Origin of the sequence: Halomonas sp. 11-S5 (genome assembly GCF_029889825.1) — a bacterium.
Classification (GTDB): Bacteria; Pseudomonadota; Gammaproteobacteria; order Pseudomonadales; family Halomonadaceae; genus Halomonas.
In genome coordinates, this window is record NZ_JARANW010000002.1 from 226439 (window position 1) to 251690 (window position 25252).

Genomic DNA, 25252 nt, shown 5'->3' on the forward strand with positions numbered 1-25252 from the left:
AGCGTAGAAGGTGTCGCCGCCCCGAGGGAGCCCTATTCGGGCTCGATATCGCTCTTGTCGAGGCCGAAGGCCTTGTGCAGCGCCTTGACCGCCAGCTCCATGTGCTTGTCGTCGATCACCACGGAGATCTTGATCTCGGAGGTGGAGACCATGCGGATATTGATGTTCTCGTCGGCCAGCACGCGGAAGAACTTGGCGGCGACCCCGGCATGGGAGCGCATGCCCACCCCGACCAGCGAGACCTTGGCGATGTTGTCGTCCCCGCGCAGTTCGCCGCCGCCCAGGTCGGGAATGACCTGCTCCTGGAGGATCTTCATGGTCTGCTTGTAGTCGCCCTTGGCCACCGTGAAGGTGAAATCAGTGTAGTCACCGGCCGGCGCCACGTTCTGGACGATCATGTCGACCTCGATGTTGGCATCGGCGATCGGCCCCAGGATGCGCGAGGCCACACCCGGCACGTCGGGCGTATTGAGCAGGGTCAGCTTGGCTTCGCTGGCGGTGAAGGCGATGCCGGAGATCAGCGGTTCTTCCATGGAATCCTCGTCTTGGTCGGAGTCTGCAACGATCAAAGTGCCGGGGCCATCCTCGAAGCTGGACAGCACGCGCAGCGGGACATTGTACTTGCCGGCGAATTCGACGGCGCGAATCTGCAGCACCTTGGAGCCCAGGCTCGCCAGCTCCAGCATCTCCTCGACGGTGATGGTGTCGAGGCGCTGGGCCCTGGAACAGACCCGCGGGTCGGTGGTGTAGACGCCGTCGACGTCGGTATAGATCTGGCACTCGTCGGCCTTCAGCGCCGCCGCCAGCGCCACGCCGGTGGTGTCGGAGCCGCCGCGGCCGAGGGTGGTGATGTTGCCCTCCTCGTCGACGCCCTGGAAACCGGCGACCACGACCACCTGGCCGTCGTCCAGGTCGGCCTGCAGCTCATCGGTCTCGATGCGCTGGATGCGCGCCTTGGTGTGGGCACTGTCGGTGCGGATGCCCACCTGGGACCCGGTATAGGAGGTCGCCGGCACGCCGATCTTGTGCAGCGCCATGGCCAGCAGCGAGATGGTCACCTGCTCGCCGGTGGAGACCAGCATGTCCATCTCGCGCGGCGTCGGCTCGTCGTTGATCTCGTTGGCCATGCCGATCAGGCGATTGGTCTCGCCGCTCATGGCGGAGACCACCACGACGATCTGATGGCCGTTGTCGCGACAGCCCTTGACCTTCTCGGCCACGGCCTTGATGCGCTCCACGGAGCCCACCGAGGTGCCGCCGAACTTCTGTACGTATAGTGCCATATGCCGATTTCCCTCGTGCGTCGAGTGCGCGTCGCGCTCGGATGAGTGAAAGGTGAGTGAAGATGACGAGGGCCGGGGCATCGCTGTCGCCGGCCCTGCCAGCCCTTACGGGAGTCGCTGCTCGACCCAGGCTGGCACGCCTTGCAGCGCGCCGGGCAGTGCCGTGACGTCGCTGCCGCCGGCCTGGGCCATGTCGGGCCGACCACCGCCCTTGCCGCCGACCTGGGCCGCCACGTGGTTGACCAGCTCGCCGGCCTTGATGCTGCCGGTCAGGTCATCGGTGACGCCGGCGATCAGGCTGACCTTGCCGGCCTCGGCGTCGGCCACGCCCAGCACCACGATGCCGGAGCCGAGCTTGTTCTTGAGCTGGTCGAGCATGCCGCGCAGCTCCTTGCCGGCCACACCCTCGAGGTGCTTGGCCAGCACCTTGACGCCCTTGACCTCGCGGGCCTCATTGACCATGTCGTTGCCCGCGGCGCTGGCCAGCTTGGCCTTGAGGCGCTCGAGCTCCTTCTCCAGGGTGCGGTTGCGTTCGAGAAGCGACTCGAGGCGCTCCTCGGCCTGCTCCGGCTTGGCCTTGAGGCGCTCGCCGATGCGATTAAGGCGCGCCTCCTGCTCGCGGAACCAAGCCAGCGCCCCCTCGCCGGTAATCGCCTCGATGCGGCGCACGCCGCTGGCGATGCCTGCCTCGCTGACGATATGGAAGCAGCCGATATCGCCGCTGCGCGCCACGTGGGTGCCGCCGCACAGCTCGATGGAGAAGTCGTCGGCGCCGATGGTCAGCACCCGCACGCTGTCGGCATACTTGGCCTCGAACAGCGCAGCGGCGCCCTTGGCCTTGGCCTCGTCGAGGCTCATCTGCTCGATGCGGGTCGGCGCGTTGGCGAGTATCTGAGCGTTGACCAGGCGCTCTACCTCGGCCAACTGCTCCGGGGTCATGGGCTCGAAGTGGCTGAAATCGAAGCGCAGCCGCTCGGGGGTGACCAGCGAGCCCTTCTGCGCCACGTGGTCGCCAAGCACCAGGCGCAGCGCCTTGTGCATCAGGTGGGTCGCGGAGTGGTTGCGTACCGTGGCCGCCCGCAGGCTGGCGTCGACCCGGGGGCGGACATCGGTCCCCACCGCCAGCGCCCCTTCGAGCAGCACGCCGTGGTGCAGGTGATGGCCGGCCTGCTTCTGGGTATCGGTCACCAGGAAGCGTCCGCCGTCGAGCTCCAGGTAGCCGGTATCGCCGACCTGGCCACCGGACTCGCCATAGAAGGGCGTGCGGTCCAGCACCACCACGCCGCGCTGCTCCGGCTCGAGCCGCGCCAGGGGATTACCCTCGTGATCGACCAGGGCGGTGACGGTGGCGCGATCCTCCAGCAGGTCATGGCCGGTGAAGGCGGTCTCGCCCTCCAGGTCCAGGGCGGCAGCGTAGTCGGCGCCGAACTGGCTGGCCGCGCGGGCACGCTCGCGCTGGGCCTGGAGCTCGCGCTCGAAGCCGGCCGCGTCGAGGCTCACGCCGCGCTCCCGGCAGACGTCGGCGGTCAGGTCGAAGGGGAAGCCGTAGGTGTCATAGAGCTTGAAGACCGTCTCGCCGGGCAGGGTATCGCCCCCGAGCCCCGCCAGGGCCTCCTCGAGCAGGCCCATGCCATGCTCCAGGGTACGGGCGAACTGCTCCTCCTCCTTGAGCAGGACGCGCTCGATCTGGTGGCGCGCCTCGCGCAGCTCGGGAAACGCCTCGCCCATCTCCACATCCAACGCGCCCACCAGCTTGTGGAAGAAGTTGCCGCGCGCGCCCAGCTTGTGCCCGTGGCGAATGGCGCGACGGATGATCCGGCGCAGCACGTAGCCGCGCCCCTCGTTGGAGGGCATCACGCCGTCGGCAATCAGGAAGGCGCAGGAACGGATATGGTCGGCGATGACCCGCAGTGACGGTGTGGAAGTATCGGCATGGCCGGTGGTGCGGGCCGCGGCCTCGAGCAGGTTCTGGAAGAGGTCGATCTCGTAGTTGGAGTGCACGCCCTGCATCACCGCGGCGATGCGCTCCAGGCCCATGCCGGTATCGATGGAGGGTTTGGGCAGCGGGTGCAGGGTACCGGCCGCATCGCGGTCGAACTGCATGAACACCAGGTTCCAGATCTCGATGTAGCGGTCGCCGTCCTCCTCGGGACTGCCGGGCGGCCCGCCCCATACCTCGGGGCCGTGATCGAAGAAGATCTCGGAGCTCGGCCCACAGGGGCCGGTGTCGCCCATCTGCCAGAAGTTGTCCTCGTCGAGCGTGGAGAAGCGCTCGGGGTCGATGCCCATCTCGTCCTTCCAGATGCGCTCGGCCTCATCGTCGCTGACGTGCACGGTGACCCACAGCTTCTCCTTCGGCAGCCCCAGGGTCTCGGTGAGGAACTCCCAGGCAAAGCGGATGGCATCGCGCTTGAAGTAGTCACCGAAGCTGAAGTTGCCCAGCATCTCGAAGAAGGTGTGATGGCGCGCGGTATAGCCGACATTGTCGAGGTCGTTGTGCTTGCCGCCGGCGCGCACGCAGCGCTGGGACGAGGCCGCACGCACGTAGGGACGGGGGTCACGACCCAGGAAGACGTCCTTGAACGGCACCATGCCGGCATTGGTGAACAGCAGGGTCGGGTCGTTGCCGGGAACCAGTGAGCTGGAGGGCACGACGGTATGGCCGTGCGCCTCGAAGTAACTCAGAAAGGCCTGTCTGATGTCTGCGCTTTTCATGGGGTATCCGTGGCGATGAACATGGTGGCCCGGTGGGCACCACGCAGCGCAGTCTCCAGGCGCATCGTGGTGCCGCGGAATGCCACCCGGGGCGTTCGCAAAGGGAGCCATTATAGCGCAGTTGTCAAGGGACTGAAGGGGCGCCAGGCTACTGCAGTCGCTTATCAAGGAGGGGCGCCGGGGGGAGGCCGAAGAGGAGGTCCTACGCCAGGGATGGCGTCGGTAGCGCCCAGGGAGGGGTTCACAGCGCCTCCTCGAAGGCCTTCCGCCGGAACAGCCCCGAGCAATACAGCTGTCTATGCTACCCGCTGGGTGTGTCATCGTCCCAGGCGTGTTCCAGGGCATGGCGCACCTGGTCGAAGTCGAAGCCCCGTTGGGCCAGGAAGCGCTCGCGGCGGGCGCGCTCGCGAGGCGACTCGCCGGGCCCCGTGAAGCGCCGCGCGAGCGCCTCGCAGGCCAGGGCGAACCAGTCGCCCTCGCCCTGCCCTTCCTGTTCCGCGAAGGCAGCGTGAATGAGCTCGCGCTCGAGGCCGCGTCGCTCGAGCTCGATGCGGATCTTCAGCGGCCCCTGGCCCCGCAGGATGCGTGAGCGCAGGAAGCTCTCGGCGAAGCGGGCGTCAGACTGCAGCCCCTGCTCGGCCAGGTCATCGAGGCACTCGGCGATGCTCTCGGGGGCGTGTCCCTTGGCCGCCAGGCGCTCGGCCAGTTCTCGGCGCGAATGCTCGCGCCGGGCCAGCAGGCGGATGGCATCGTCCCGGGGCGACGACTCGCCGCCGCCGGTGGGCTGTCCGAACATGACTTATGGCTGGTCGTCGTCGCGGCCGGCCTCGGCGGTGACCGCCTCGTCGACGGCCTCCTCCTTCTTGGGCTCCACCGGCGCGAGCAGCTGGCCGCGGACCTGGCTCTCGATCTCCTCCATCACCGCCGGATTATCCTCGAGGAATTGGGCGGCATTGGCCTTGCCCTGGCCAATCTTGTTGCCCTGATAGCTGTACCAGGCACCTGCCTTGTCGACCAGCTTGCACTGTACGCCCAAATCGACCACCTCCCCGGCATGGTAGATCCCCTTGCCGTAGAGGATCTGGAACTCCGCCTGGCGAAACGGTGGCGCGACCTTGTTCTTGACCACCTTGACCCGTGTCTCGTTGCCGGTGACCTCGTCACCTTGCTTGACGGAGCCGGTGCGGCGGATGTCCAGGCGCACGCTGGCGTAGAACTTGAGCGCATTGCCGCCGGTGGTGGTCTCGGGGCTGCCGAACATCACGCCGATCTTCATGCGGATCTGGTTGATGAAGACCACCATGCAATTGGCGTTCTTGATGTTACCAGCGATCTTGCGCAGGGCCTGGGACATCAGGCGTGCCTGCAGGCCCACGTGGGAGTCGCCCATCTCGCCCTCGATCTCGGCCCGCGGCGTCAGCGCCGCCACCGAGTCGATGATGATCACGTCGACGCCGCCCGAGCGCACCAGCATGTCGCAGATCTCCAGGGCCTGCTCGCCGTTGTCGGGCTGGGAGACCAGCAGGTCGTCGAGGTTGACGCCGAGCTTCTCGGCATAGCTCGGATCCAGGGCATGCTCGGCATCGATGAAGGCGCAGGTCTTGCCCTGCTTCTGGGCCTGGGCGATCACCGACAGGGTCAGGGTGGTCTTGCCCGAAGATTCGGGGCCGAAGATCTCGACCACCCGGCCCAGCGGCAGGCCGCCGATGCCCAGGGCGATGTCCAGGCCCAGCGAGCCGGTGGAGACCGAGGGCATCACCACGCGCGGGGCGTCGCCCAGGCGCATCACGGTGCCCTTGCCGAACTGGCGGTCGATCTGGGAAAGGGCGGCATCCAGCGCCTTGCTGCGGTTTTCGTCCTGAGCCATGTAAGGAACTCCTGAGAGATAGCGAATGAAGGTGACGATGGCCGATAACTACTGTATGACTGCACAGTAGTATGGCGAAAAAATCCCGGCGCGACCAGCGTTGCGGTCACGCCAGCGCGGCCTGCTCGGCGTCAGTGCGGCTCCAGCCGCCGCACCAGGCCGACCAGCGCCTCGCGCACCGCCTGCTCGCGCACGGCCGCACGGTCGCCACCGAAATGGCGGCACTCCGACTCGGCCCGTTCGGCATCGCCCCAGGCCAGCCAGACGGTGCCCACCGGCTTGTCGGGGCTGCCCCCGCCGGGGCCGGCCACCCCGCTGACCGCCACGCCGAGCCCGGCGCCGCTGTCGCGGCAGGCGCCGGCCACCATCGCCTCGACGACGACGCGGCTCACCGCCCCCTGCTCGGCCAGCAGCGCTTGCGGCACGCCCAGCAGCCGGGTCTTGGCACCGTTGGCATAGGTCACGTAGCCGGTCTCGAACCAGTCGGAGCTGCCGGCCACGGCGGTGATGGCGCTGGCCACCCCGCCCCCGGTGCACGACTCCGCCGCGGTGACGGTCACGCCGCGTGCCCGACAGCGCTCACCGAGCCGCTCGGCGAGGGCCACGAGATCGAGATCGGCCAGGCGGGACGCATTGGGAGGCATGGCAGGACTCCTGGGTATTCGCCGCGGCCGAGGCGACGCCGGCCGCGCGTGAGCGATGACTTTTCCGTACAATAACGGCTTTGTCAGCGACATGCATGGCGCATTCGACGCCAGCCATCCGTCATCCGTCAGAGCAGGAACCCGATGTCACAGGCCAGTGCCCAGCATACCCCCATGATGAGCCAGTACCTGAAGATCAAGCGCGAGCACCCCGACGTGCTGCTCTTCTACCGCATGGGCGACTTCTACGAGCTGTTCTTCGACGATGCCCGGCGCGCCGCCGCCCTGCTCGACATCACCCTGACCCAGCGTGGCCAGTCCGCGGGCCAGCCGATTCCCATGGCCGGCGTGCCCTACCACAGCGCCGAGGGGTACCTGGCCCGCCTGGTGGCCGCCGGCGAGTCGGTGGCGATCTGCGAGCAGATCGGCGACCCGGCCACCAGCAAGGGCCCGGTGGAGCGCCGCGTGGTGCGTATCGTCACCCCGGGCACCCTCTACGACGAGGCGCTGCTCGATGCCCGCCGCGACAACCTGCTGGTCGCCGTGGCCCCGCTCGGCGAGCGTTGGGGGCTGGCCTGGCTGGAACTCTCCAGCGGACGCTTCAACGTGCTGGAGGTCGAGGGCGAGAGCGAGATGCTCGCTGAACTGCAGCGTCTCGACCCCGCCGAGCTGCTGGTCGCCGAGAGCCTGGCTCTGCCGGCCGCGCTGGAGGGGCGTCGCGGCCTGCGTCGCCAGAGCGACTGGCTGTTCGACCTCGAGAGTGCGACGCGCACCCTGTGCGAGCAGTTCCAGGTCCAGGACCTGCGCGGCTTCGGCTGCGCCCACCTGGAGGCCGCCATCACCGCTGCCGGGGTGCTGGTCGACTATGCCCGGGATACCCAGCGCACCGCCCTGCCCCATGTCACCGCCATCGGCGTGGAGAGCCGCGACGACGCCGTGGTGATCGATGCCGCCAGCCGTCGCAACCTGGAGATCGACGCGAACCTCGGCGGCAGCGCCGACAACACCCTGGCCAGTGTGCTCGACACCACCGCCACGGCCATGGGCTCGCGGTTGCTCAAGCGCTGGCTCAACCGCCCGCTGCGCGACCGCGCGCAGGTCGGCGGCCGCCAGGCGGCGGTGGCGCTGCTGCTCGACGACGAGGGCTTCGCCACCCTGCGTGAGTCACTCAAGGCGATCGGCGACGTGGAACGGATCCTGGCCCGGGTGGCCCTCTACAGCGCACGACCCCGGGACCTGGCCCGCCTGCGCGACGCCCTGGTTGCCCTGCCCGACCTCCAGGCCGCCCTCGAGGCCTACGGCGAGGGCAGCACGCTGGACGAGCTCCGCCACCATATCCACCCCTTCCCGGCGCTGGCCGACACCCTGACCCGCGCCCTGGTGGAGAACCCACCGGTGGTGATCCGCGACGGCGGGGTGATCGCCGAGGGCTTTGACGCCGAGCTCGACGAGCACCGCGGACTCGCCGAGCATGCCGGCGACTACCTGATCCGCCTGGAGACCCGGGAGCGCGAGCGCACCGGGCTGCCCGGCCTCAAGGTGGGCTACAACCGGGTCCACGGCTACTACATCGAGATCCCCCGCGCCCAGGCCCGGGATGCCCCCGTCGACTATGTGCGCCGCCAGACCCTGAAGAACGCCGAGCGCTTCATCATCCCCGAACTCAAGGAGTTCGAGGACAAGGCCCTCTCGGCGAAATCCCGCGCCCTGGCCCGGGAGAAGCTGCTCTATGATGGCCTGCTCGACACCCTGAACGCCGAGCTCGCCGCGCTGCAGGGCACCGGGCGGGCACTGGCGGCACTGGACGTGCTGTGCGCCTTCGCCGAGCGCGCCCAGGCCCTGGACTTCGTGCGCCCGGCGCTACCCGAGGCGCCGGGCATCGACATCCGCGGCGGCCGCCACCCGGTGGTCGAACGGGTCACCGGGACACCCTTCGTGCCCAACGACCTGGTGCTGGACGACGTGCGCCGCATGCTGGTCATCACTGGCCCTAACATGGGCGGCAAGTCCACCTACATGCGCCAGGCCGCGCTGATCACCCTGCTCGCCCACACCGGCAGCTTCGTGCCGGCGGATGCCGCCACCATCGGGCCGGTGGACCGCATCTTCACCCGCATCGGTTCCTCGGACGACCTGGCCGGCGGGCGCTCCACCTTCATGGTGGAGATGACCGAGACCGCCAGCATCCTGCACAACGCCACCGACCACAGCCTGGTGCTGATGGACGAGATCGGCCGCGGCACCAGCACCTTCGATGGCCTGTCGCTGGCCTGGGCCAGCGCCGAACACCTGACCCGCACCCGCGCCTTCACGCTGTTCGCCACTCACTACTTCGAGATGACGGCACTGGCCGAGCAGGCAGAAGGGGTCGCCAACGTGCACCTGACGGCGACGGAGCATCGCGACGGGATCGTCTTCATGCACCGGGTGGAGGACGGCCCGGCCAACCAGAGCTACGGACTGCAGGTGGCCCAGCTGGCCGGCGTCCCCCAGGGCGTGATCGCCCGCGCCAGGGAGAAGCTCGCCACCCTGGAGCAGCAGGAGGTCGACCAGGGCAACCGGCTGCCGGCCGGCGAGGGAGAGCGCTCGGCCGCGCCCCGACAGGCCGACCTCTTCGCCAGCACGCCCCACCCGCTGGTCGAGCAGCTGGGCGGCCTGAATCCCGACGCGCTGTCGCCCCGCCAGGCCCTGGACCTGCTCTACCGGTGGAAGGAGGCCCTGTGAATGGTCGACAATGGCGCCGAGCTCGGCTTGCGAGGTCACCCTCGCCGCGACTAGAATGGCTCGATAAAATCCTGGAAATTATAAGAACTTTTTCTCTTATAACTTACTTAGCATCATTGACTACCGGCCGCGCTCTGCCACGGCCAGAGAATGGGAGACTGGCATGACATTCGTCGTCACCGAGAACTGCATCAAGTGCAAGTACACCGACTGTGTCGAGGTCTGCCCGGTGGACTGCTTCTACGAAGGCCCCAACTTCCTGGTGATCCACCCCGACGAGTGCATCGACTGCGCCCTGTGCGAGCCGGAGTGCCCCGCCGAAGCGATCTTCGCGGAGGATGAGATACCCGAGGGGCAGGAGCAGTTTCTCGAGATCAACGCCGAGCTGGCCGAGGTATGGCCCAATATCAGCGAGAAGAAGGATCCCCCGGAGGATGCCGAGGAGTGGGACGGCAAGCCGGGCAAGCTGGAGCTGCTCGAGCGCTGAACCGCCGACACGGACGGACACGACGACGCCGGATGTCATGAGACATCCGGCGTCGTCGTTTCTGCCCTGAGCGAAGAAGGAGAACACTCGGCAAAAAGGCGGCAAAAAGGCGGCCCGCAGGCCGCCCGCTCCCAGCCGATCCTCGAGCGGCTCCCTCCGCCCGACTCCCGTGATGCCTTCCCTGCCCGGGAGCGGCCTCCTGCCGCACCGTGCGCATCACTTGACGCATCCCGTTGCATCCTGCCGGAAGAGCATCCCCGCTCTCCCACATCCCGAATGCAGTGTGGCATAGCCGCATTGCCGCACAACCCCGCCCGTGACGCGCCGGGGGGAGGGGCACGCCTGCCTGCCCCGTACCACGGCGAAAATGAAAACCCATGAAAATCAACAAAATGAAAGGGTCGACCCCATGAAGGGTCGACCCTGTCCGACGCCAGAATAGCGAATCTCTTCGTCACCCTGTAGGCGATCTCCTACAAGAGATCACGCAAAAGGCAACACTGTTCGCTTACTGCCCCTTGATCGCGGCGCGCCCCGGATAGTCCACCTGGCCGTCCAGCTCCTGTTCGATCACCAGCAGGCGGTTGTACTTGGCCACGCGGTCCGAGCGGCTCAGCGAGCCGGTCTTGATCTGGCCGGCGCAGGTGCCCACGGCCAGATCGGCGATGGTGGTGTCCTCGGTCTCGCCGGAGCGATGGGAAATCACCGCGGTGAAGCCGGCATCCTGGGCCATGCGGATCGCCTCCAGGGTCTCGGAGAGCGAGCCGATCTGGTTGAACTTGATCAGGATGGAGTTGCCGATCTGCTCGTCGATGCCACGCTTGAGAATCTTGGTGTTGGTGACGAAGAGGTCGTCGCCCACCAGCTGGATCTTGTCGCCCAGCCGGTCGGTCAGCACCTTCCAGCCGTCCCAGTCGGACTCGTCCATGCCGTCCTCGATGGAGACGATCGGGAACTGCTCGCACAGCTCGGCCAGGTAGTCGACGAAGCCGGCGGCGTCGAAGGTCTTGCCTTCACCGGCGAGGTCGTACTGGCCGTCCCGATAGAACTCGGAGGAGGCGCAGTCCAGCGCCAGGGTCACGTCGTCGCCCAGGCGGTAGCCGGCGTCGGCCACGGCCTGCTGGATCACCGCCAGAGCCTCGGCATTGGAGTCGAGGTTCGGCGCGAAGCCGCCCTCATCGCCCACCGAGGTGGCAAGTCCTCGGGCGCTGAGCACCTTCTTCAGGGCATGGAAGATCTCGGCGCCCATGCGCAGGGCCTCGCGGAAGGTCGACGCCCCCACCGGCTGGATCATGAACTCCTGGATGTCGACGTTGTTGTCGGCATGCTCGCCGCCGTTGATGATGTTCATCATCGGCACCGGCATCAGGTACTGCCCGGGCTGGCCGTAGAGCTCGGCAATATGCGCGTAGAGCGGCATGCCCTTGGCATTGGCCGCCGCCTTGGCCGCCGCCAGCGACACCGCCAGGATGGCGTTGGCACCCAGCGATGCCTTGTTGTCGGTGCCGTCCAGCACCAGCATGGCATCATCCAGCCCGCGCTGGTCACGGGCATCCATGCCCACCAGGCGCGCACGGATGGTCGTGTTGACGGCCTCCACGGCCTTCAGCACGCCCTTGCCCAGGTAGCGACTCTTGTCGCCATCACGCAGCTCCAGCGCCTCGCGGGAGCCGGTAGAGGCCCCGCTGGGCGCACAGGCTACGCCGGTGGCGCCGCTTTCCAGGCGCACTTCGGCCTGCACGGTGGGATTGCCGCGTGAATCGAGCACCTCGAGGGCGCGGAGTTCGACGATCTTGGTCATCTTGTGGGTCCTTGTCGTGTCAGCGTGGGGGGAATCAGGAAATCTCGAGCGGGGTAAAGCCCTTCACGAGGTCATCGACGGCCTTCAGCTGAGCCAGGAAGGGCTCGAGGCGATCCAGCGGCAAGGCACAGGGGCCGTCGCACTTGGCGTTGTCGGGATCGGGGTGGGCCTCCAGGAAGAGGCCGGCCAGGCCGACCGCCACCCCGGCACGGGCCAGCTCGACCACCTGCTGCCGACGCCCACCGGCGCTGTCGGCCCGGCCACCCGGGCGCTGCAGGGAGTGCGTGACATCGAAGAAGACAGGATAGCCGGTCTGCTTCATGTCACCGAAGCCAAGCATGTCGACGACCAGATTGTTATAGCCGAAGCTGGATCCGCGCTCGCAAAGCAACAACCTGTCGTTGCCGGCCTCTTCGCACTTGCGAATGATGTGGCGTACCTCGTGGGGCGCCAGGAACTGCGGCTTCTTGATGTTGATCACCGCCCCGGTCTCGGCGATGGCCACTACCAGGTCGGTCTGGCGCGCCAGGAAGGCCGGCAGCTGGATGATGTCGGCGACCTCGGCCACAGGCTTGGCCTGCCAGGGCTCGTGGACGTCGGTGATGATCGGCACCCCGAAGCGAGCCTTCACCTCGGACAGGATCGCGAGCCCCTTCTCCAGGCCGGGGCCGCGGAAGGAGTGGATGGAGCTGCGGTTGGCCTTGTCGAAACTCGCCTTGAAGACGTAGGGCATGCCGAGGCGGCGGGTCACCGACGCATAGGTCTCGGCGACCTCGAGGGCCAGCTCGCGGGATTCCAGCACGTTCATGCCGCCCAGCAGCATCAGCGGCAACGAATTGCCGGCCGTCAGGCCGGCGACTGATATATGACGCTCTGGGATCTGGCGTTCGGGGGCAGACTCGCTCATCACGGACATGGGCCTCACTCCTGGTGGGAGGACTGGGCGCGGATGCGTGCCGCCTTATGCTCCAGCGCCGCATTGACGAAGCCGGTGAACAGCGGATGGCCGTCACGCGGCGTGGAGGTGAACTCCGGGTGGAACTGGCAGGCGACGTACCAGGGGTGATCCGGCAGCTCGACCATCTCCACCAGGGAGTCGTCGACGCTCTTGCCGGAGACCACCAGGCCGGCCTTCTCCAGGTCGTCGATGAACTGGTTGTTCACCTCGAAGCGGTGGCGGTGGCGCTCGACGATCTCGTCGCTTGCGTAGGCCTCGCGCGCCCTGCTGCCGGCCTTGAGCTGGCAGACCTGGCCGCCCAGGCGCATGGTACCGCCGAGGTCGGAGGCCGCGTCGCGCAACTCGACCTTGCCCTCGGGACTCAGCCACTCGGTGATCAGGCCGACCACCGGATGCTGGGTGTCGTGGGTGAACTCGGTGGAATTGGCATCCTCCCAGCCGGCCACGTTGCGGGCAAATTCGATCACCGCCACCTGCATGCCGAGGCAGATGCCGAGATAGGGAATGCCGCTCTCGCGGGCAAAGCGGGCGGTGGCGATCTTGCCTTCCACGCCGCGCTCGCCGAAGCCGCCGGGCACCAGGATGGCATCCTTGCCGGCCAGGCGCTCGGTGCCGTGGTGCTCGATGTCCTCGGAGTCGACATAGTCGACGTTGACCTTCACCCGGGTCTGGATGCCGGCGTGGATCAGTGCCTCGTTGAGCGACTTGTAGGCATCGAGCAGTTCCATGTACTTGCCGACCATGGCGATGTTGATCGACTTCAGCGGGTTGAGCTTGGCATCGAGCACGTGCACCCACTCGCCGAGGTCGGCCTCGGCGGCTTCGAGTCGCAGCTTGTCGCAGACGATATCGTCGAGGCCCTGCTCGTGGAGCATCAGCGGGATACGATAGATGGTGTCGGCGTCCTGCAGCGGGATGACGGCACGCTCTTCCACGTTAGTGAACAGCGCAATCTTGCGTCGCTCTGTCTCCTCGAGCTCCACCTCGCTGCGGCAGATCAGGATGTCCGGCTGGATGCCGATGGAGCGAAGCTCCTTGACGCTGTGCTGGGTCGGCTTGGTCTTGGTCTCCCCCGCCGTCTTGATATAAGGCACTAACGTCAGGTGCATGAAGATCGCCCGGCTGGCCCCCAGCTCGCTTCTGATCTGGCGGATCGATTCCAGGAAGGGCAGCGACTCGATGTCACCCACGGTGCCGCCGATCTCGACCAGGGCCACGTCGAAGCCCTCGCCACCGGCATAGACACGGCGCTTGATCTCGTCGGTGATGTGCGGGATCACCTGCACGGTGCCACCCAGGTAGTCGCCGCGGCGCTCCTTGCGCAGCACGTTCTCGTAGACGCGCCCGGTGGTGAAGTTGTTGGCCTGGGTCATCTTCGTGCGGATGAAGCGCTCGTAGTGGCCCAGGTCCAGGTCGGTCTCGGCGCCATCCTCGGTGACGAACACCTCGCCGTGTTGGAAGGGACTCATGGTGCCCGGATCCACGTTGATGTAGGGATCGAGCTTGAGCATGGTGACCCTGAGGCCGCGCGCCTCGAGAATCGCCGCCAGCGAGGCCGATGCGATGCCCTTGCCGAGTGAAGACACAACGCCGCCGGTCACGAAGATATATCGTGTCATGGAGAACCTGTCGAAACGTGATCGGTAGGCACGGCAGGAAGCCGCGCCAGGATGGGACGACAGACTAGCAGAATACGACCAATGGCTCAATTTCAGCGCCGGCGGCCTGGCTCGACGCTTATCCATATTCAAGACGGAGCCAAACTCGCGGCTTACCCGGCGACAGGCCTTCGAGGGGGCGCTGTGAATACCTCCCTGTACGCTACCGATGCCATCCATGGCATAGGACCCCCTCTACGACCTGTCCCCGGCGCCGCTCACTCTTGGTGGAGCCATCGAGCTTCGAGCTTCGAGCTTCGAGCTTCGAGCTTCGAGCTTCGAGCTTCGAGCTTCGAGCTTCGAGCTTCGAGCTTCGAGCTTCGAGCAGCATGATAATTCCGAACGGCTCACTGCGCATTGCCCGAAGCCCGTAGCTCAGACCCCCAGGTAGTCCAGGATGCCCTCGCCGGCCTGGCGGCCTTCGTAGATGGCGGTGACCACCAGGTCGGAGCCGCGCACCATGTCGCCGCCGGCGAAGATCTTCTCGTTGGTGGTCTGGAAGGCATGGGCGCCCCCCTCCTCCGGTGCCTTGACCCGGCCGCGCTCGTCGATCTCGATGCCCACGGCCTCGAACCAGGGCGCCGGGCTCGGCTGAAAGCCGAAGGCCACGACCACCGCATCGGCGGAGATGATCTCCTCGGAACCGGGCACCACTTCCGGGCGCTGCCGGCCGTTCTCGTCGGGCTCGCCCAGGCGGGTGCGCACCACCTTCACGCCCTCGACCTTGCCCTCGCCGACCACCGCCACCGGTTGGCGGTTGAACAGGAACTCCACCCCCTCCTCGCGGGCGTTGGCCACCTCGCGCTTGGAGCCGGGCATGTTCTGCTCGTCACGGCGGTAGGCGCAGGTCACGCTGGTGGCGCCCTGGCGGATGGCCGTGCGGTTGCAGTCCATGGCGGTATCGCCGCCGCCCAGCACCACCACCCGCTGGCCCTTCAGCGAAGTGAACTCCCGCGGGTCCCTCTCGAAACCCAGGCAGTGATTGACGTTGGCGATCAGGTAGTCGAGGGCCTTGTACACACCGGGCAGGTCCTCGCCGGGGAATCCGCCCTCCATGTACTTGTAGGTGCCCATGCCCAGGAAGACGGCATCGTACTCCTCGAGCAGGCGATCGAACTCGACGTCCTTGCCCACCTCGACGCCGAGGCGGAACTCCATGCCCATCTCCTCGAAGACGGCCCGACGGCGCTCCATCACCGTCTTGTCGAGCTTGAACTCGGGGATGCCGAAGGTCAGCAACCCGCCGATCTCCGGATACTTGTCGAACACCACCGGCTTGACGCCGTTGCGCACCAGGATGTCGGCGCAGCCCAGCCCCGCGGGGCCGGCACCGATCACCGCCACCTTGCGGCCGGTCTGGGTGACGCGGGAAAGATCCGGGCGCCAGCCCATGGCGAAGGCGGTGTCGGTGATGTACTTCTCCACCGAGCCGATGGTCACCGCGCCGAAGCCGTCGTTGAGGGTACAGGCCCCCTCGCAGAGGCGGTCCTGGGGGCAGACCCGCCCGCACACCTCGGGCAGCGAGTTGGTGCGGTGGCACAGTTCCACCGCCTCGAGGATGTTGCCCTCGCTGACCAGCTGCAGCCAGTTGGGAATGTAGTTGTGGACCGGGCACTTCCACTCGCAGTAGGGGTTGCCGCAGTGCAGGCAGCGGTGCGCCTGCCCGGCCGCCTCCTGGGGCTTGTAGGGCTCGTAGATCTCGGCGAACTCCCTGGCCCGGGTGCGCGCCTCCTTCTTCTGCGGGTCCTGGCGACCCACGTCGATGAACTGGAAATCGTTGCTCAAGCGGTTAGCCATGGTCTCTGCTCCTGATGTCTGCGGGGCGATCTCGTCGTCTCGGCGGCGGCTGATTCCGGCCGACGCCGATTCACCTACTCCGGCTGACGCCGACTCTTATTCCGGCTGACGCCGGGATTGGGCCAGCAGGCTGCCCAGGCTCGCGGCCTTGGGCTTCACCAGCCAGAAGTGACGGACGAAGTCGCTGAAGTCCTCGAGAATCGCGCGGCCGCGCGCGGAGCCGGTCTCGGCCACGTACTCCTCGATGATCTCCCGCAGATAACGCCGATAGGCCTCCATGACCTCGGTGTTCACCCGGTGGATCTCCACCAGTTCATGGTTGTACTTGTCGACGAAGGTGCGGTCCTCGTCGAGCACGTAGGCGAAGCCGCCGGTCATGCCCGCGCCGAAGTTGACGCCCACCTCGCCGAGCACGCAGACCAGGCCGCCGGTCATGTACTCGCCGCAGTGGTCGCCGGCGCCCTCGATCACCGCATGGGCGCCGGAGTTGCGCACCCCGAAGCGCTCGCCGGCGGTACCCGCGGCGAACAGCTTGCCGCCGGTGGCGCCGTACAGGCAGGTATTGCCGATGATGGCGGTGCGGTGGCTCTCGAAGGCACTGCCGGCCGGCGGCACGATCACCACCTTGCCGCCGTTCATGCCCTTGCCGACATAGTCGTTGGCATCGCCCTCCAGGTAGAGATTTAGGCCGCGGGCATTCCAGACGCCGAAGCTCTGGCCGGCCACGCCGGTGAAGCGCGCGGTGACCGGCGCATCCTCGAGCCCCGCCTCGCCATAGCGCTTGGCGATGGCCCCGGAGGTCAGCGCCCCGACGCTGCGGTCGCAGTTGGTGATGGTGAAGGCGAACTCGCCGCCGGACTTCGCCTCGATGGCGTCCTTCAGGGCCTCGAGCACCTCCTGGTTCTTGGCCCCCGGGTCATGGGGGACGTTGCGGCTGACCGCACAGAACTGCGGCGCGTCTTGCGGCACGAAGTCGTTGCCCAGCAGCCCCGACAGGTCGAGCTTGCGCTGGGAGGCGGTGACGCCCTCCAGCACCTCCAGCAGGTCGGTGCGACCGATCAGGTCGGTGAGCTTGCGCACACCCAGCAGGGCCATCAGCTCGCGCACCTCCTCGGCAATGAAGCGGAAGTAGTGCTTGACCATGTCCACGGTGCCGCGGAAGTGCTCGTCGCGCAGGTACTGCATCTGGGTGGCCACGCCGGTGGCGCAGTTGTTGAGGTGGCAGATGCGCAGGTACTTGCAGCCCAGCGCCACCATGGGCGCGGTGCCAAAGCCGAAGCTCTCGGCGCCGAGGATCGCCGCCTTGACCACGTCGAGGCCGGTCTTCAGGCCGCCGTCGGTCTGCAGGCGGATCTTGTCGCGCAGGCCGTTGATGCGCAGCGCCTGGTGCACCTCGGGCAGGCCCAGCTCCCAGGGGCTGCCGGCGTGCTTAATCGAGGTCAGCGGGCTCGCCGCGGTACCGCCGTCGTAGCCGGAGACGGTGATCAGGTCGGCGTAGGCCTTGGCCACGCCGGTAGCGATGGTGCCGATGCCGGGCTCGGAGACCAGCTTCACTGAGACCTGGGCATCGGGGTTGACCTGCTTCAAGTCGAAGATCAGCTGCGCCAGGTCCTCGATGGAGTAGATGTCGTGGTGCGGCGGCGGCGAGATCAGGGTCACGCCGGGCACCGAGTAGCGCAGCCGGGCGATCAGCTCGTTGACCTTGCCGCCGGGCAGCTGGCCGCCCTCGCCGGGCTTGGCGCCCTGGGCCACCTTGATCTGCAGCACCTCGGCATTGACCAGGTAGGCCGGCGTGACGCCGAAGCGCCCGGAGGCGATCTGCTTGATCTTGGAGGAGCGGATGGTGCCGTAGCGGGCCGGGTCCTCGCCCCCCTCGCCGGAGTTGGAGCGCCCGCCGGCCTCGTTCATGGCCTGGGCCAGGGCCTCATGGGCCTCGGGTGAGAGGGCGCCGAGACTCATCCCGGCGCTGTCGAAGCGCGGCAGCAGGTCCTCAACCGCCTCGACCTCCTCCATCGGTAGCGGCTCGGTGGCAGGCCTGAGCCCGAGCAGGTCACGCAGGGTGGCCGGCGAGCGCTCGTTGACCAGCCGGGCAAACGTCTTCCACTTGGCGTAGTCGCCCTCCTGGACCGCCTCCTGCAGCGACATGACCACATCGGGATTGTAGGCGTGGTATTCGTGGCCATGGACGTACTTCATCAGGCCGCCCTGGGGGACGCCCTTGCGCGGCGTCCAGGCCTCGCGTCCCAGCAGCTCCTGCTGCAGCTGCAGCTCGCTGAAGCCGGTGCCCTCGATGCGCGAGGCCATGCCGGTGAAGCACAGCTCGACCACCTCCGAGGCGAGGCCCACCGCCTCGAACAGCTGGGAGCCCCGGTAGGAGGCGAGCGTCGAGATGCCCATCTTGGACAGTATCTTGAACAGCCCCTTCTGCAGGCCCTTGCGGTAGTTCTCCCGGGCATCGGCGGGGTTGCCGACCAGCTCGCCGGTATGGTGCATGTCGGCCATGACCTGGTAGGCCAGCCAGGGGAAGACCGCGGTGGCCCCCACCCCGAACACCACCGCCATCTGGTGGGCATCGCGGGCATAACCGGTCTCCACCACGATGTTGCAGCGCGGGCGCAGGGCCAGGCGGCCCAGGTGGTGGTGCACCGCACCCACGGCCAGCGCCGCATGGATGGGCACCCGCCCCTTGTCCAGCTCGCCGTCGCTGAGCACCAGGATCACCTTGCCGTCGTTGACCGCCTCCTCGGCCTGGCGGCAGAGCTCATGGATCGCCCCCTTGAGGCCGATCTCCTGGGGGTCATAGCCCAGCGACAGGGTGTGGCTGGTGAAGGCCGGGTCCTCCTGGTTGACCAGGGCGGCGAACTTGCGCGGCGAGAGGATCGGCGTGGTCAGGATGATGCGGTGGGCGTGCTCCGGGGTCGCCTTGAAGACGTTGAGCTCGGCGCCGACGCAGGTCTCCAGCGACATCACGATCGCCTCGCGCAGCGGGTCGATGGCCGGGTTGGTGACCTGGGCGAACTTCTGGCGGAAGTAGTCGGTGAGCATCCGCTGCTTGCCGGAGAGCACCGCCATGGGGGTGTCGTCGCCCATGGAGCCCACGGCCTCCTGGCCGCTCTCGGCCAGCGGGCGCAGCACCTGGTCGCGCTCCTCGAAGCTGACCTGGAACATCTTCTGCTGGGTGAGCAGGGCCTCGGGGTCCATGTTCTGGAAGCTGGCGAGCTCGGTCAGCGCCGATTCCAGGTACTGGGCCTCCTGCTTCAGCCAGCGCTTGTAGGGATAGGCGGACTTGAGGCGCTCGTCGATGTCCGAGGTATGCAGCACCTCGCCGGTCTCGGTGTCCACGGCCAGTATCTGACCCGGGCCGACACGCCCCTTGGCCACCACGTCCTCGGGCTTGTAGCCGTAGGTGCCGACCTCCGAGGCCAGGGTGATGTAGCCATTCTTGGTGATCACCCAGCGGGCCGGGCGCAGCCCGTTGCGGTCGAGCATGCAGACGGCCTGGCGACCATCGGTCATCACCACCCCGGCGGGGCCATCCCAGGGCTCCATGTGCATGGAGTTGTATTCGTAGAAGGCGCGCAGGTCACCGTCCATCAGCTCCACGTTCTGCCAGGCCGGCGGCACCATCATGCGCACCGCGCGATGCAGCTCCATGCCGCCGGTGAGCAGCACCTCGAGCATGTTGTCCATGCTCGAGGAGTCCGACCCGGTGGTATTGACGATCTCGTCGAGCCCGACGATCTCGGGCAGCCTGTCGCTTAAGAAGTTCTCCTTGCGCGAGTTGGCCCAGCCGCGGTTGGCCTCCACGGTATTGATCTCGCCGTTGTGGGCCAGCAGGCGGAACGGCTGGGCCAACGGCCAGCGCGGGGCGGTGTTGGTGGAGAAGCGCTGGTGGAAGACGCAGATCGCGGTCTCCAGGCGCTCGTCGCCCAGGTCGGGGTAGAAGGCCGGCAGGTCCACCGGCATCATCAGCCCCTTGTAGGAGACCACTTCGCGGGAGAGCGAGCAGACATAGAAGTCCTCGTCGTCGCGCAGCGTCTCCTCGGCGCGGCGGCGGGCCATGAACAGGTCCACATCGAAGTGGCCGACCTCGTCGTCGCCCGGCTCGACGAACAGCTGGCGGATCCGCGGCAGGCAGTCGAGTGCCATGGGCCCGCAAACGCTGGCATCCACCGGCACGTCGCGCCAGCCGGCCACCCGCAGGCCACGCGCCTCGAGCTCGGCGACCAGGGTCTCGCGGCCGCGGGCCTCACGGGCGTCGTCGTCAGGCAGGAACACCACGCCCACGGCGAAGTGCTCGCCCAACTCCACACCGAGAGATTCCTTGGCGACGTCGCGCATGAAGGCATCGGGCATCTGGAGCAGCAGCCCGCAGCCATCGCCGGTCTTGCCGTCGGCCGCAATACCGCCACGGTGGGTCATGCAGGTCAGGGACTCGATGGCGGTCTTGAGCAGGTCGTGGCTGGCCTGGCCCTCCATATGGGCGATCAGGCCGAACCCGCAGTTGTCGCGGAACTCGCCAGGCTGATGAAGACCTCTGTTCATGGGCGTGCCTCAGGTTGAAGAGTTTCTTTGGCAGTCATCACATGTTATCATTATCGCTTTTTCTTATTTCATGCTGCGCCTGAAGCGGCCGCACAACTGCTCGACAAAAGGCTGACCAGCATAGCCAGAGCCGCCCCCACCGCGCAATATTTCGCCCCCGCACGCCATGAAAAACCATCGACAAATCCGCGACTTGCACCGAAAATAATCCAAAAAAACCCGTTATCTCAATGGCTTGCAAGGCCCAGCCACGCGCCGGAGAATGTATTAGACTTTAGGCTAATATCTTCCCATTTCCCCATGCCGATTCGGCATACGCCATGCAAATGCTTGTCCCGACACGACGACGCCCGCGCAGGGCGGGCGTCATCAGGCAGGCAGGCGCTGGTCGGCATCAGCGGCGTGGGAACGCCTCGATCAGCGCGGCCAGGGTCTCGGTTGGGGTCGCGTCATGGATGCAGGCCTCGCCCAGGGTGCGCAGCAGGATCAGGCGCAGGCGGCTGTCGAGGTTCTTCTTGTCGAGACGCATGATAGCGAGGAAGTCGTCCACCGACATGTCCGCCGGGGCCGCCAGGGGCAGGCCAGCGGCCTCGATGATCGCCCGGGTGCGCGCCACCTCCGCATCGCTCAGCCAGCCCAGCCGCCGGGAGAGCTCGGCGGCCATCAGCATGCCGGTGCCCACGGCCTCGCCATGCAGCCAGTGGCCGTAGCCCTGGTGGGCCTCGATGGCATGGCCGAAGGTATGACCGAGGTTGAGCAGCGCCCTCACCCCCTGCTCGGTCTCATCCTCGGCGACGATCTCGGCCTTGAGGGCACAGCTGCACTCGATGGCCCGGGTCAGAGCGGCGGCGTCGAGGCCGCGCAAGGCGTCCATCTGCGCTTCCAGCCAGGCCAGGAAGTCGGCATCGCGGATCAGGCCGTACTTGATCACCTCGGCGAGCCCCGCGGAGAGCTCGCGGGCCGGCAGCGTCGCCAGGGTGTCGGTATCCACCAGCACTGCCCGCGGCTGCCAGAAGGCGCCGATCATGTTCTTGCCCCGCGGGTGGTTCACCCCCGTCTTGCCCCCCACCGAGGAGTCGACCTGGGCGAGCAGCGTGGTCGGCACCTGCACGAAGGCCACGCCGCGCTGGTAGCAGGCCGCGGCGAAGCCGACCATGTCGCCGATCACCCCGCCGCCCAGGGCAATGAGGGTGCAGCGACGGTTGAAGCCGGCCGCCAGCAGGGTATCCCAGATCCGCTCGACGCTGGCGAGTGTCTTGGTGGCCTCGCCATCGGGCAGCACCAGCTCGCGCACGTCGAGGTCATCGCCGAGCCCCTGCCTGAGGCGTGCCAGGTAGCGCGGCGCCACCGTCTCGTTGGTCACCACCATGACCTGGCGCCCGGCCAGGTGCGGGGCCAACCAGCGAGGATCGCCCAGCAGCCCGGGGCCGATGTGGATGGGATAGCTGCGGCTGCCCAGCGCCACCTCGAGGGTGCTCGGAGCCTTGCGGGAATCGCTCATGGCGTCAGGCCTTGCATTGCAGGGGATCGACCAGGCGCGTGACGCGCCGCACGATCTCGTTGACCACGGCACGCGGGCCGCGCCGGTCGGTGCGCACCACCACATCGGCGGTGGCGCGGTAGAGGGGGTCACGCAGCGCGAACATGTCGCGCAGCAGCTGCTCGCGGTCGCCGTGCTGCAGCAGCGGTCGGTTGCGGTCCTTGGCGGTGCGCCGCAGCTGCTGCTCCACAGTGGTGAGCAGATAGATGACGGTGCCACTCTCGCGCAGCACCCGGCGGTTCTCCTCGCGCAGCACGGCGCCGCCACCGGTGGCGATGACCACACCGTCGTGACGGGTCAGCTCGCGGATCATCTGGGTCTCACGATCGCGGAAGCCCGCCTCGCCCTCGACGTCGAAGATCCACGGGATGTCGGCGCCGCAGCGCGCCTGGATCTGGTGGTCGCTGTCGTAGAACGCGCGTGACAGTTCGGCCGCCAGCAGGCGGCCGATGGTGCTCTTGCCGGCCCCCATGGGGCCGATCAGTATCAGGTTGGGTAGTGCCTGCATCAGCGAATGGCCAGGTTGTCGTCCAGTATTCGGGGCGTGATGAATACCAGCAACTCTACCTTATCATTGGTGTTCTCGGTATAGCGGAAGAGGTTGCCGATCACCGGCAGGTCACCGAAGAAGGGCGTCTTGAATAAGCTTCGAACTTCTTCGGTAGTGAGAATTCCACCCAGCACCACGGTCTCGCCGTTATCCACCAGCACCTGGGTCTCGATGGAGTTCGTATCGATGGAAGGCACGCCGTTGAAGAGCTGCCCCACCGTATCGTTGTTGATCACCAGGTCCATGATGATGCGATTATCCGGAGTGATCTGCGGCGTCACCTCCAGGGACAGCACCGCGTCCTTGAACTCGGTATCGGTCGCACCGCTGGAGGTCGCTTCTTGATAGGGGATCTCGGTGCCTTGCTTGATCACCGCGGTACGCTGGTTGGCCGTGATCACCCGCGGCTGTGAGATGGTCTGGCTCTTACCCTCGCTCTCCAGGGCGCGCAACTCCAGGTCGAGCAGGATATCCCCAGAGAGATAGCCGAAGCTGAAGGCCGTGTTCGCGACATCGGAGCTGCCCATATTCACGGCCAGACCGCCGCGGCGAAAGACTTCACCACTCGGGTCGTCATAGCGGCCCGTGAACTCGCCTCGGGACTCACGCTGGCCGCTGAAGTCATCACCGTAGGTCGCAGTCGGACTGCCCGACGAAGCTCCACCTAGGTCGAGGCGGCCATCGCCCCTAGGAGATGAAATTCCCCAGTTAACGCCCAGTTCACGTGTGGCACTGTCGCGAGCGATAACGATACGCGCCTCGATCTGCACCTGACGTACGGCCACATCCAGCGTCTCGAAGGTTGCCAGGATGGTGTCGATGTTCTGGGCGGTATCCTGGATCAAGAGGGTATTGGTACGGGCATCCACGGCGACCCGGCCCCGCTCCGAGAGCAGGCCAAAGCCCTCCTCGCCACGCAGCAGGCGGGCCATATCCTCGGCCTTGGCATACTTGACCTGGATGTACTCGGTCTCCAGCGGGGCCAGGGTCTCGAGCTGCTCGCGGGCCTGAAGCTCGATCTGCTCGCGCTGGGCGAGCTCCGACGCCGGCGCCACCACGATGACGTTGCCCTCCCGGCGACTGGCCAGGCCGTGGCTCTTGAGCACTAGATCCAGGGCCTGGTCCCAGGGCACGTCCTGCAGGTTGAGGGTGACGCGGCCGGTCACGCTGTCGCTGGCCACCAGGTTGAGGCCGGTGAAGTCGGCGATGATCGCCAGCACCGAACGCACCTCGATGTCCTGAAAGTTCAGGGTGATGCGCTCGCCGGTATAGGGGAACTGCTCGCGGGCGCGCTCCTCACGCTCCTCCCGGGTGACCGGCTGGGCCTCGATGGTCAGCTGGCGGCCGCTCTGGGTGGAGACCATGGCGAAGCCGCCCTCGCCCTCGATATCCAGGGTGACGCCATCGCGTCCCACCCGCGGGGTGACGCGCTTGAGCGGCGTGCCGAAGTCGCTGACGTCGTAGACCTGGTCCAGGGAGGCCGGCATCTCGACCCCGCGTAGCTCGGCGACGATGCGGTTGCGCCCGCTCTCGCGCACCCGGGCATCCACCCCCGTGCGGTTGAAGGTCACGACCAGCCGCCCGGCCCCGTCGCCGCCGCGGCGGAAGTCGATGTCCTGGATGCTCGGTCGGCCGGACGCCATGGCGGTGTCCCGGCTCGGCCTCGTTGAGGCGGTGGTCGTAGCGGTCGTGGTCGAAGCCGCCGGCGGCTGGCCGGCTCCGCCACCGATGGAGAGACGCAGGCGGTCGCCCTGCTGACGAGTGTCATAGGGTAGAGGCCCCTCCAACTCGAAGACCAGGCGCGTGCGCGAGCCGGCCTCCAGGGCCGTAACCCGTTCGACTCCGCCGATGCCGAGCTCCTCGCGACGCCGCTCCAGGGCGCTGTCGGTGTCCATCAGGTCGATGGTCAGCCGGGCCGGGTCGTCGAGGCGATAGCCGCGAACCTCGGGTACCGGCCCTCGGAAGTCGAGATCCACTTCCAGCGCTCCGTCACTGCCCTGGCGAAAGTCCAGAGCGGTGAGGGTGGAAGCCGCCGCGGCGGACGTGGCGATTACCAGCAGTGCCACGAGTGCGAGACCACGAATCATCGGTTGCATTGTTCCCTTCCCCCTGCGGACCTCTGCCACCTCCATTCCGGCGACATGGCGTGAACTGTTCTATTCGCCCTCACCGAGGGCAATTTGCCTGGAGCGCTCCTGCCAGGCGTTTCGCTCAAGCACGGTTTCTACCAGTACCACTGAGGCATCCGTGATACTCACGATACGTCCATGATCCAGCCCCATGTAGTTGCCGATCCGGACCCGATGCACCTTGCCATCGGGCCCCCGCACCAGCGCCGATGGCTCTCCGCCTACCGTCAAGGTCCCGACCAGATCCAGCTCGGAGAGGTCGTAGGCCTCGAGCGGCTCACGGGGTCGATCTGGCGGAGGAGCAAGCTCACTGGTCTGAGGCACTTCACGCTGATCCTGCATTCGTCGAGGTTCGAAGGGGCTCCTATCATCGCTCTTGGTATACGCCACCCGATCAATCTGCGGAATTTCCGGAAGTTCTACACGAGGCACTTCACCCGGATCCGTCCGAACCTCTTCCAACTCCTGCTCGAGAGCTCGTAGCTCAGGATCTGCACAGGCCGTCAGCAACCCCATTCCGAGGGCGAGAAGCACGTGGCATCCGCTTGCTCTTG

Annotated in this window: 16 protein-coding genes; 2 read left to right on the forward strand and 14 right to left on the reverse strand. The window is 67.0% G+C overall.

Features of this window, described 5'->3' with window-relative positions; translation table 11 throughout:
- Window positions 1-32: 32 nt before the first annotated feature.
- The 5 genes from OP497_RS02610 to OP497_RS02630 form a co-directional block, all read right to left on the reverse strand.
- Window positions 33-1283: an aspartate kinase gene (locus tag OP497_RS02610; protein WP_280546290.1), complete on the reverse strand. Its 1251-nt coding sequence runs from the start codon at window positions 1281-1283 to the stop codon at window positions 33-35.
- 105 nt (window positions 1284-1388) lie between these two features.
- Window positions 1389-3998, reverse strand: coding sequence for an alanine--tRNA ligase (gene alaS / locus OP497_RS02615; protein WP_280546292.1), 2610 nt, complete (start codon window positions 3996-3998; stop codon window positions 1389-1391).
- Window positions 3999-4299: 301 nt separating this feature from the next.
- Entirely contained in the window at window positions 4300-4794 is a 495-nt protein-coding gene (locus OP497_RS02620; protein WP_280546294.1) for a regulatory protein RecX, read from the reverse strand.
- A 3-nt stretch (window positions 4795-4797) separates the two neighbouring features.
- Window positions 4798-5865: a recombinase RecA gene (gene recA / locus OP497_RS02625; protein WP_280546295.1), complete on the reverse strand. Its 1068-nt coding sequence runs from the start codon at window positions 5863-5865 to the stop codon at window positions 4798-4800.
- 131 nt (window positions 5866-5996) lie between these two features.
- Window positions 5997-6509 carry a CinA family protein gene (locus OP497_RS02630; protein ID WP_280546296.1) on the reverse strand — a complete coding sequence of 171 codons (513 nt, stop codon included), beginning with the start codon at window positions 6507-6509 and terminating at the stop codon, window positions 5997-5999.
- Window positions 6510-6653: 144 nt separating this feature from the next.
- Between OP497_RS02630 and mutS the strand changes: the two genes are divergently transcribed.
- Both mutS and fdxA read left to right on the forward strand, forming a co-directional pair.
- Entirely contained in the window at window positions 6654-9233 is a 2580-nt protein-coding gene (gene mutS, locus OP497_RS02635; RefSeq protein WP_280546297.1) for a DNA mismatch repair protein MutS, read from the forward strand.
- A 163-nt stretch (window positions 9234-9396) separates the two neighbouring features.
- Window positions 9397-9720: a ferredoxin FdxA gene (gene fdxA, locus OP497_RS02640; RefSeq protein ID WP_280546298.1), complete on the forward strand. Its 324-nt coding sequence runs from the start codon at window positions 9397-9399 to the stop codon at window positions 9718-9720.
- Between the two features lie 508 nt (window positions 9721-10228).
- On the opposite strand, the gene eno is transcribed toward fdxA, so the two are convergent.
- The 9 genes from eno to OP497_RS02685 form a co-directional block, all read right to left on the reverse strand.
- Entirely contained in the window at window positions 10229-11521 is a 1293-nt protein-coding gene (gene eno / locus OP497_RS02645) for a phosphopyruvate hydratase (protein WP_280546299.1), read from the reverse strand.
- A gap of 34 nt (window positions 11522-11555) precedes the next feature.
- Complete coding sequence (gene kdsA / locus OP497_RS02650; RefSeq protein ID WP_280546396.1) at window positions 11556-12428, reverse strand: 3-deoxy-8-phosphooctulonate synthase; 873 nt, start codon at window positions 12426-12428, stop codon at window positions 11556-11558.
- Window positions 12429-12442: 14 nt separating this feature from the next.
- Window positions 12443-14098 (reverse strand): CTP synthase, encoded by a 1656-nt coding sequence (locus OP497_RS02655; protein WP_280546301.1) that lies wholly within the window; start codon window positions 14096-14098, stop codon window positions 12443-12445.
- A 414-nt stretch (window positions 14099-14512) separates the two neighbouring features.
- Window positions 14513-15934 carry an FAD-dependent oxidoreductase gene (locus tag OP497_RS02660; protein ID WP_280546303.1) on the reverse strand — a complete coding sequence of 474 codons (1422 nt, stop codon included), beginning with the start codon at window positions 15932-15934 and terminating at the stop codon, window positions 14513-14515.
- A 96-nt stretch (window positions 15935-16030) separates the two neighbouring features.
- On the reverse strand, window positions 16031-20479 hold the full coding sequence (gltB, locus tag OP497_RS02665; protein ID WP_280546306.1) for a glutamate synthase large subunit: 4449 nt from the start codon (window positions 20477-20479) through the stop codon (window positions 16031-16033).
- Window positions 20480-20873: 394 nt separating this feature from the next.
- Entirely contained in the window at window positions 20874-21980 is a 1107-nt protein-coding gene (gene aroB, locus OP497_RS02670) for a 3-dehydroquinate synthase (RefSeq protein WP_280546307.1), read from the reverse strand.
- A 4-nt stretch (window positions 21981-21984) separates the two neighbouring features.
- Window positions 21985-22527: a shikimate kinase AroK gene (gene aroK, locus OP497_RS02675; protein WP_280546308.1), complete on the reverse strand. Its 543-nt coding sequence runs from the start codon at window positions 22525-22527 to the stop codon at window positions 21985-21987.
- Window positions 22527-24665, reverse strand: a complete 2139-nt coding sequence (gene pilQ / locus OP497_RS02680) for a type IV pilus secretin PilQ (RefSeq protein ID WP_280546314.1) — start codon at window positions 24663-24665, stop codon at window positions 22527-22529. The genes aroK and pilQ overlap by 1 nt, the downstream gene beginning before the upstream one ends.
- Before the next feature lie 60 nt (window positions 24666-24725).
- Window positions 24726-25232 carry a pilus assembly protein PilP gene (locus OP497_RS02685; protein ID WP_280546315.1) on the reverse strand — a complete coding sequence of 169 codons (507 nt, stop codon included), beginning with the start codon at window positions 25230-25232 and terminating at the stop codon, window positions 24726-24728.
- Between the last annotated feature and the right edge of the window lie 20 nt (window positions 25233-25252).